We start from the raw sequence: 10,032 nt of genomic DNA, 5'->3' as shown, positions 1-10,032 counted from the left end.
CCCCCCCCCCCCCCCCCCCCCCCCCCCCCCCCCCCCCCCCCCCCCCCCCCTTTTTAGATGTGTATAAGAGACAGAGCATAGCTAGTGCCTCAGCATTTCAGGCTAAAAGCTTTTGGGTTTTTATATCCCGTGCAAATTTGTCTTATAACACGGGTTCATTAACAATAACCGGAAGCTTAAATGGAGTTACCCAGTTTACTGCAACCTCCAGCACTGGCTTCAATACCAATGTTGGTGTTAACAACGGTTATACATTCATAGACCTTACGACTTATGGAGGCTCAAATAATACTTCAGTAAACATAGATAAATTGACCTTTACAACTACAGGCTCTTTTGAATATTTTGCTTTAGATGCATTTAAATGGGACGTTAGCTCTTTACCAGTTATTAATTCAAATCCGCCCAATAGGTCTATATGTGTAAATGGCAATACGACCTTTCCGATTACAGCCACAGGTGCTACAAGTTATCAATGGCAGGTAAATACGGGTAGCGGATTTACCAATATCAACAATGGCGGTGTGTATAGTAATGCTACAACCAGCAGCCTAACAATTATTGGGGCGAGTGCAGGAATGAATGGTTACCAGTACCGTTGCGTAGCTGGCAATGTTGGCGGTAGTACCAACTCTAACTCTGCAACATTATCGGTGAGCAACATCACAAGTTCAACCGCTAAAAATGATGTATTGTGCTACGGCACCAACACAGGCTCTGCGGCCGTTTCTCCAACTGGAGGGGTAGCTCCTTATACTTATTCCTGGTCACCTAGTGGAGGTACAGCTAGTATTGCTACTGGCCTCGCTGCTGGAACCTACACCGTTACCATTACAGATAACATTGGTTGTCAGATTACAAAAACTATTACCATCAATCAACCTGCAGCTGCGCTAAATGTAAGTACAGGCAGTAAAACCGATGTGAGCTGCAACGGCGGATCTAACGGAACGGCTACGGTATCGCCAACTGGCGGTACGCCCGGCTACACGTATTCGTGGGCTCCAAGCGGGGGCACGGCAGCCACGGCAACCGGCTTAAGCGTTGGCGTTTACACGGTAACGGTAACCGACGCCAACAACTGCCAGGCGACTAAAAGCTTTACCATTACCCAGCCACCGGCTTTAAATGTAGCCGCTGGCAGCAAAACCGATGTGAGCTGCTTTGGTGGATCTAACGGAACAGCTACGGTATCGCCAACCGGCGGTACGCCAGGCTATACCTACTCGTGGGCACCAAGCGGCGGTACGGCCGCCACGGCAACTGGTTTGGCCGTTGGCACCTATACCGTAACGGTAACCGATGCCAACAACTGCCAGGCGACTAAAAGCTTTACCATTACCCAGCCAACGGCTTTAAATGTAGCCGCAGGTAGCAAAACCGATGTGAGCTGCTTTGGTGGATCGAACGGAACGGCTACGGTATCGCCAACCGGCGGTACGCCAAGCTATACCTACTCGTGGGCACCTAGTGGCGGTACGGCTGCAACAGCCACCGGCTTAGCACCAGGTACTTATACGGTAACGGTAACCGATGCCAACAACTGCCAGGCGACTAAAAGCTTTACCATTACCCAGCCAACGGCTTTAAATGTAGCCACTGGCAGCAAAACCGACGTGAGCTGCTTTGGTGGATCAAACGGAACGGCTACGGTATCGCCAACTGGCGGTACGCCCGGCTATACGTATTCGTGGGCTCCAAGCGGGGGCACGGCAGCCACGGCAACCGGCTTGTCGGTTGGAACCTATACGGTAACGGTAACCGATGCCAATGGTTGTACAGGTACAAAATCTTTCACCATCACTCAGCCTGTGGCCATTTCCGCCAGTACTGTAGTGACCAACATAGCCTGCTTTGGCGGCAATACCGGTGCAATCAACCTGACCCCAACCGGCGGGCTTGCTCCGTATACCTTTAACTGGGGAGGGGGTATTACTACCGAAGACCGCACCAACCTTGTTGCGGGCACCTATTCAGTAATAATAACCGATGCCAATGGCTGTACCAAAACGATATCTGGTATTACGGTAACACAGCCAACTGCGCCTGTTTCCGGTACTACTGTAGTCACCAATATAGCCTGCTTTGGCGGCAATACCGGTGCAATTAACCTAACGCCAACCGGGGGAGTACCTCCATATACCTTTAGCTGGGTAGGGGGTGTTACCACCGAAGACCGGACCAGCCTTGTTGCTGGTACCTATACGGTAATGATAACCGATGCCAATGGCTGCACGGGTACGGTAAATGCTACGGTAACACAACCAACAGCGCCTGTTTCGGGCACTACCGTAGTCACCAACATAGCCTGTTTTGGCGGCAATACCGGTGCAATCAACCTCACACCAACTGGAGGAGTACCTCCATATACCTTTAGCTGGGTAGGGGGTGTTACCACCGAAGACCGGACCAGCCTTGTTGCGGGCACCTATTCAGTAATGATAACCGACGCCAATGGTTGTACGGGTACGGTAAACGCCACAATTACGCAACCTAGTGCACCATTGTCTCTAACCACAGGCAGCAAAACCGATGTGAGCTGCAATGGTGGTACGAACGGAACGGCGACAGTTTCGCCAACCGGTGGTACGCCAGCATATACCTACTCTTGGGCACCTAGTGGTGGCACGGCGGCAACGGCTACTGGCTTAGTTGCAGGAACCTATACGGTAACGGTGACCGATGCGAATGGCTGTACAGCTACGCGTAGTTTTACCATTACGCAACCCACGGCTTTAAATACGACAGCAGGTAGCAAAACCGACGTGAGCTGCAATGGTGGATCTAACGGAACAGCGACAGTTTCGCCAACCGGTGGCACGCCTGGCTATACCTATTCATGGGCACCTAGCGGTGGCACCGCGGCAACGGCTACTGGCCTGGCTGCCGGAACCTACACGGTAACAGTAACCGATGCCAATGGTTGTACAGGTACAAAATCTTTTACCATCACCCAGCCTACGGCCTTATCTTTGGCCACAGGAGGCAAAACCGATGTGAGCTGCAATGGTGGATCTAACGGAACGGCAACAGTTTCGCCAACCGGTGGCACGCCAGCGTATACCTACTCTTGGGCACCTAGTGGCGGCACGGCGGCCACAGCAACAGGCCTGGCTCCAGGAACCTATACGGTAACGGTGACCGATGCCAATGCTTGTACGGCTACCCGTAGCTTTACCATTATTCAACCAACAGCTTTAAATACAACAGCAGGTAGCAAAACCGACGTGAGCTGCAATGGCGGATCTAACGGAACGGCGACAGTTTCGCCAACAGGGGGCACGGCGCCTTATACTTATTCTTGGGCACCTAGCGGTGGCACTGCGGCAACGGCTACTGGCCTGGCTGCCGGAACCTATACGGTAACAGTAACCGATGCCAATGGTTGTACAGGTACAAAATCTTTTACCATCACCCAGCCTACGGCCTTATCTTTGGCCACAGGAGGCAAAACCGATGTGAGCTGCAACGGCGGATCTAACGGAACGGCTACGGTATCGCCAACCGGCGGTACGCCAGGCTATACCTATTCATGGGCACCTAGCGGTGGCACTGCGGCAACGGCTACTGGCCTGGCTGCCGGAACTTATACGGTAACGGTGACCGATGCGAACGCTTGTCAGGCCACCCGTACCTTTACCATCGGACAGCCTACGGTATTGGCATCAACTACTACCCAAACCAATGTTGCCTGCAATGGCAGTGCAACGGGTATGGCAAGTGTAAGTCCAAGCGGTGGAACGGCCCCGTATACTTATCTATGGTCAACCGGAGCTACAACTTCTGCCGTAACTGGCCTCTTAGCTGGAAGCTATTCGGTAACCATTACGGATGCCAATAACTGTACTTTAACTAAAAATTTCAGCATTAGCCAACCTACCGCATTGGCGGTTTCGCCTGGTGCGCAAATCAATGTTTCATGTAATGGAGGTGCTAATGGCTCAGCTACGGTTAGCGTTACGGGAGGAACACCAGGTTATACCTATTCGTGGTCGCCAAGCGGAGGCACGGGTGCAACGGCCACTGGCTTGGCTGCCGGAACTTATACGGTAACCGTAACCGATGCCAATGCTTGTACAAAAACCCAAATTTTTAATATTACGCAGCCAACAGCTTTAGTGGCTTCGGCTGGATCGCAAATCAATGTTTCATGCAATGGCGGTTCAAATGGTTCGGCCACAGTTAATGTTGTCGGCGGAACCGGACCATATACCTATTCGTGGTCGCCAAGCGGAGGCACAGGTGCAACGGCCACTGGGCTTGCTGCCGGAACCTATACGGTAACGGTTAAAGATGCCAATCTTTGTCAAACCACTCAATCGTTTACCATTGCCCAGCCAGCAGCTTTAGTGGCTTCGGCTGGATCGCAAATCAATGTTTCATGCAATGGCGGTTCAAATGGTTCGGCCACAGTTAATGTTGTCGGCGGAACCGGACCATATACCTATTCGTGGTCGCCAAGCGGAGGCACAGGTGCAACGGCCACTGGGCTTGCTGCCGGAACCTATACGGTAACGGTTAAAGATGCCAATCTTTGTCAAACCACTCAATCGTTTACCATTGCCCAGCCAAGCGTATTGGCGGCTACGACCAGTCAGACCAATATTGCCTGCAATGGCAGTTCAACAGGTGTAGCTAGTGTAAGCCCAGTTGGTGGTACGGCCCCTTATACCTATTTATGGACCACAGGAGCTACTACATCGGCTATTACAGGCTTGGCCATTGGAACCTACTCGGTAACCATTACCGATAACAATGGTTGTACATTGACCAAAAGCTTTACCCTTACGCAGCCAACGGCACTAACGGCAACACAAAGCCAAACAGATGCAACTGCATTTGGAGCCGCCAATGGTTCGGCTACTGTATCGGTATCTGGCGGAACACCAGCTTATAGCTATTCATGGGCTCCAAGTGGCGGAACCGCTGCTACAGCTACGGGCTTAGTTGCAGGAAACTACACAGTAACGATAACTGATGCAAATGGCTGCAGTATTACGCGCAGCTTTACCATTACCCAGCCAGCGGGTGTTGCAGGCGTAACGGCCAGCACGGCTAATGGTACCTATAAAATAGGCGATGTAATAGCTGTTCAGGTTAATTTCCATATGCCTGTAACCGTAACTGGAACACCTCAGTTGGCCTTGAATACAGGTGCCAACGCATTGTACAATTCGGGCTCCGGAACTTCTTCTTTAGTATTCAATTATACGGTAGCATCAGGTAACCAAACGGCCGACTTGGATTATGCCTCTACCACATCACTTACTTTGGCAGGCGGAACAATTAAAGACGCCTTGAATAACAATGCTACGCTAACTTTGCCTGCGCCTGGCGCGGCGGGTTCTCTTGGCGCAAACAAAAATATCGTTATCGATGGTATTGCGCCAACTGTGGTTTCGATTAACCGCGTAGGTACAACCCCAAGCAATGCCACAAATGTTGATTATACCGTAACTTTCTCTGAACCAGTTACCGGTGTAACCGCTAATGCATTTGCTTTAACAACCACTGGTACCTTATCGGCTGCGGTAGCAAGTGTTACCCCTGTAAGTACCACGGTTTATACCATTAATGTGAATACGATTGCCGGCGACGGAACCTTGCGCCTTGATCTTAAAGTAAGTGCTACAGGCGTAGCCGACATGGCTGGAAATCCTACAAGCGCTGGCTTTACAAGCGGACAGGTATATACCATTGATCAAACCGCGCCAACGCTAACCATTGGTAGTCCATCAGTCGCATTGACCAGAAACGGTCCGGTAACTTTTGCTTTGACCTATTCTGATGGTACGGTTTCATTAACCAATAGCGATGTCGCTTTGATTACAACAGGAACCGCAACAGGAACAGCTACCGTAAGTGGCACCGGCTTAGCCAGAACCGTAACGCTTAACGGAATTACTGGAGATGGAACAATTACCATCAGCATTGCGGCCAATACCGCTACCGATGTAGCAGGCAACAAAGCGGCAAGTGCCACTTCAACTGCTGTAACTGTTGATAATACAGCACCTAATACAACCATTGCCAGCAATCCGCTAGCCATTACAAATGCAATCGATGCAACCTTCACTTTTACAAGTACTGAAGCAGGTACTTTCGAAGCACAGCTTGATGCCGGAGCTTACGTAAGTGCAACTTCGCCATTAACGTACACCGGATTGGCTGAAGGTACCCATACCTTTAGGGTAAGGGCAATTGATGCCGCTGGCAATGTAGATGCAACTCCTGCAAGCTATACCTGGACCATAGATGTTACCCCACCTATTGCTCCAGTAGTGGTTGCCGTGGCCAATGGCGCAACTGTTTACACGGGTCTTCCTGCAATTAGCGGTACTGCCGAAGCAGGCTCTACCGTAACTTTACAGCTAGACGCAACGACGGTAAGTACAAGTATCCCTGTAGATGCCAGCGGCAACTGGAGCTATACTTTAGGTACGGCCTTATTGGATGGCACGCATACCTTAAAAGCATTGGCAACTGATGTAGCCGGAAATGCAAGCGTATACAGTGCAACAAATACATTTACCGTAATTACGGTGCCAACCATTACCGCTACAGGTACCCTAAGTGCACTGAACACTGTGTACGGAACAGCATCGGCTTCAACTCAGTTTGCAGTTTCGGGTGTAAACATGACGGCTGGCATATTGGTAACACCGCCAGTAGGATTTGAAGTAAGTACTGATAACACTACCTTTAGCAATACGGTAACCGTAGGTACTTCGGGCATGATTTCCAGTACACCGGTTTACCTAAGGCTGAAAAACACAACCGCTGTAGGCATTTATAGTGGAAATATCCTGTTAACCAGTGCGGGAGCTGTTAATGTAACTAAAGCAACGGTTTCGAGTACAGTAACTGCGGCACCATTAACCATTACGGCAAACCAAGTAAACAAAACCTACGGCGATGTCTTAACAGGTGCTGCCGGTTCAACCGCATTTGTTTCAAGCGGATTGAAAAACGGTGAAACAGTAGGTACAGTGAGCATAGCCTACGGAACTGGCGCTGCGGCTAACGATGCAGTAGGAACTTATACAGCAAAAGTAACGCCTAGTGCAGCTGTTGGAGGTACATTTACGGCCAGCAACTATGCCATTACCTATACAGCTGGAAATATTGTAATTGGGGTTAAAGCCATTACCGTAACTGCCGATGCAAAAAGCAAGGTTTACGGCAGTGCCGATCCGGCTCTTACCTATACTTTCAGCCCGGCTCTGGTAGCCGGCGACAGCTTTAGCGGTTCATTAAGCCGTGCAACAGGCGAAAGCGTAGGCACTTATGCCATCGGTCAGAATACCTTGGCTTTAAGCAGCAACTATGCTTTAACTTACACTGGCGCCAACTTGACCATCACCAAAAAACCTTTGGATGTGATTGCCACCAATGCTAGCAAAACCTACAATGGTCTGGCCTTTAACGGAGGCAATGGCGTAACCTATAGCGGTTTTGTAGGCACCGACAACGCCACCAATAGCTTAACCGGAACATTGGCTTACACTGGCACGGCCCAGGGCGCCATCAATGCAGGAACCTATGTAATCACCCCTGCGGGCTATGCCTCGGCCAACTACCAACTCAACTATGTAAGTGGTACCCTGACGGTGAACAAGGCAACGCTGACTGCCAAAGCCGACGACAAGGCGCGTTGCTACGGACAGCCTAACCCGGCCTTTACGGTAAGCTATACCGGTTTCGTAAACGGAGAAACTGCTGGCGTATTGACCACTGCACCTACGCTGACCACAGCGGCCAGTGGCAATTCTATCGCCAACAGCTACCCAATCAATATTGCCGGCGGTGTGGCAACCAATTACGTGTTCACTTACCAAAATGGAACCTTAACCATCAATCCGTTGCCAATTGTAAACATTACCTCGAGCAAGGGTACATCGTTGAGCAAGGGCGAAACTACGGTACTTACTGCCGTAGGCGGCGCAAGCTATAGCTGGGCAACTGCAAATGGTATAGTAAGTGGCCAAAATACGGCCAGTCTAACCGTTCGTCCATCGGTAACCACTACCTATACGGTAACCGTAACCAACGCCACAGGCTGTAGCGATGTGAAGAGCATCACCATCGAAGTAAGAGACGACTTCCAGGCGGTTGAAGCTACCAATATCCTGACCCCGAACGGCGATGGAGTAAACGACAAGTGGGTGGTAGAAAACATAGACCAGTATCCGAACAACGAAGTGAAGATCTTCGACAAGGCAGGACGCGTATTGTATAGCAAAAAAGGCTACGATAACAGCTGGGATGCTACCTTAAATGGTGCGCCACTTAACGAGGGTACTTATTTCTATATCATCGATTTCGGACCTGGCAAGCTGAAGAAAAGAGGCTTCATCACCATAGTGCGTCAGGATAAATAATTAGGACAACTAAATTGTATAAAATGAAAAGACATAAGATTTTAGTTCTGGTAGGCATTATTGCTTCATCAATAACGGCTAAGGCACAACTCGACCCATTGTCGTCGCAGTACTATAATAATCGTTACCAGCTCAATCCGGCCTTCGCCGGGTTTGAGCACGGTACCAATCTTAACTTGGGCTATCGTAGCCTCTGGAATAACATTCCAGGGGCACCGGTTACACAAGCCATAACCGTTGATCATGGTTTTAATAAGGTAGGAGTAGGCCTAAATGTAGTAAACGACAAGGCTGGTCTTCAGCGCCAAACCAGGGTGGTTGGTAGCTTTGCTTACCATCTCCCCCTCAATGAAAACAATAAGCTGAACTTTGGCGTTTCGTTGGGCTTTGCCAATCAGCGTTTGAGCAATTCGGATATCAAAGGCAATCCGAACGATGTGTTGGTAGGCCAGTACAATGACCGTGAAAGCTATATCGATGGCGATTTTGGTGTGGCTTATACCAGCAACAGGTTAACCATTAATGCCGCCTTGCCAAACCTGAATAAGTTGTTCAAGCGCGATGATACCAAATATGCCGATGTGGCCCGGTTTTATTCGGCCATCAGCTACAAAATCCCGTTCAATACTAACCTTAATGGCGAATTTGTGGAGCCTTTGGTTGCTTACAGGGCCGTTTCAGGCTACGATAACATCTGGGATGCAGGTGCACAGTTTGCCCTTGTAAACCAACAGATCTTGCTTTCGGCGATGTATCACAGCACCAAGAACGCCACTTTTGGCTTTGGGATGGACTACAAAAAGAAATATCTCATCAGCGGCTTGTATACCACGAGCACTTCGCAGCTCAACAATTACACCAATGGTGGCTTCGAAGTTTTCCTGAGGGTAAAAATGGGGTCGGGCCAATAAGCCCCGCCGGTAACAAAAAAGAGCAACCGTTAAGGTTGCTCTTTTTTTATGCCTATTGGTTTGGACTTTAATCTAACTGGGCGGGTTTCTTTTTGCCCAGAAATACAAAGAAGAACGAAAAAAACAAAAATACCAGTACCAATATTGCGCTGTTGCGAAGTACGGCGGGATAGCCCAATTCAATGACATTGATAAACGGATAAGGGTACCAAGTAGCAAAAGGCCCTCTTAACAGGGTATAAATGGCATAAACTGCGGGATAGACCAGCCAGAAAGGAATGCTTTTATAAGTAGCCTTTTTGCCATCTACATATCTCCACCAATAAATAATCATCAATACAGGAATAACAGAATGCAACAAGTCGTTAAGCAAGGCCTGCAGACCACCCTCTTTCCATAAGCTTCGTAGCACCAGGTTAAACACCAGGCCTACGATGGTAATGTACATGGTAATGGCGGTTTGTGTATTGGCATTGGCAAAAAATCCGTGTTGCTGAGGTTTCGAAAAAAACTGTACGCTTGCAAAAAATGCAACCAGGGTATTGGTCAGTACCGTGAAAAAGCTGAAGAACCGAACAAGGGTTTCTGTGGTGCCAGTTGTACTGTAGCCGAAAGAAAGTACCAGTTGGGCAATTAGTGATACCCATGCGGTGATTGCAATAATAAACAAAAGCAGTTTGTGTCTACTCATAGCGAATACGATTTGATTTAAATTTAGCGATAAAAAATCAACCTATGGT

The 10,032-nt window shown here is 49.3% G+C and carries 3 protein-coding genes; 2 read left to right on the top strand and 1 reads right to left on the bottom strand.

What is annotated here, in order from left to right:
• Together JHD69_RS07835 and JHD69_RS07830 are read left to right on the top strand one after the other, a co-directional pair.
• Window positions 1-8,381 (top strand): MBG domain-containing protein (locus JHD69_RS07835; protein ID WP_199139043.1); only part of this gene is annotated, 8,381 nt, incomplete at its 5' end.
• A gap of 23 nt (window positions 8,382-8,404) precedes the next feature.
• On the top strand, window positions 8,405-9,292 hold the full coding sequence (locus JHD69_RS07830; protein WP_199139041.1) for a PorP/SprF family type IX secretion system membrane protein: 888 nt from the start codon (window positions 8,405-8,407) through the stop codon (window positions 9,290-9,292).
• A 67-nt stretch (window positions 9,293-9,359) separates the two neighbouring features.
• On the opposite strand, the gene JHD69_RS07825 is transcribed toward JHD69_RS07830, so the two are convergent.
• Window positions 9,360-9,983 carry a Pr6Pr family membrane protein gene (locus tag JHD69_RS07825; RefSeq protein WP_199139038.1) on the bottom strand — a complete coding sequence of 208 codons (624 nt, stop codon included), beginning with the start codon at window positions 9,981-9,983 and terminating at the stop codon, window positions 9,360-9,362.
• Between the last annotated feature and the right edge of the window lie 49 nt (window positions 9,984-10,032).

The organism is Pedobacter sp. ASV12, from assembly GCF_016429155.1.
Lineage (GTDB): Bacteria > Bacteroidota > Bacteroidia > Sphingobacteriales > Sphingobacteriaceae > Pedobacter.
The sequence above is the reverse complement of the archived record's forward strand: the minus strand, read 5'-3'. Positions and strand labels throughout refer to the sequence as shown.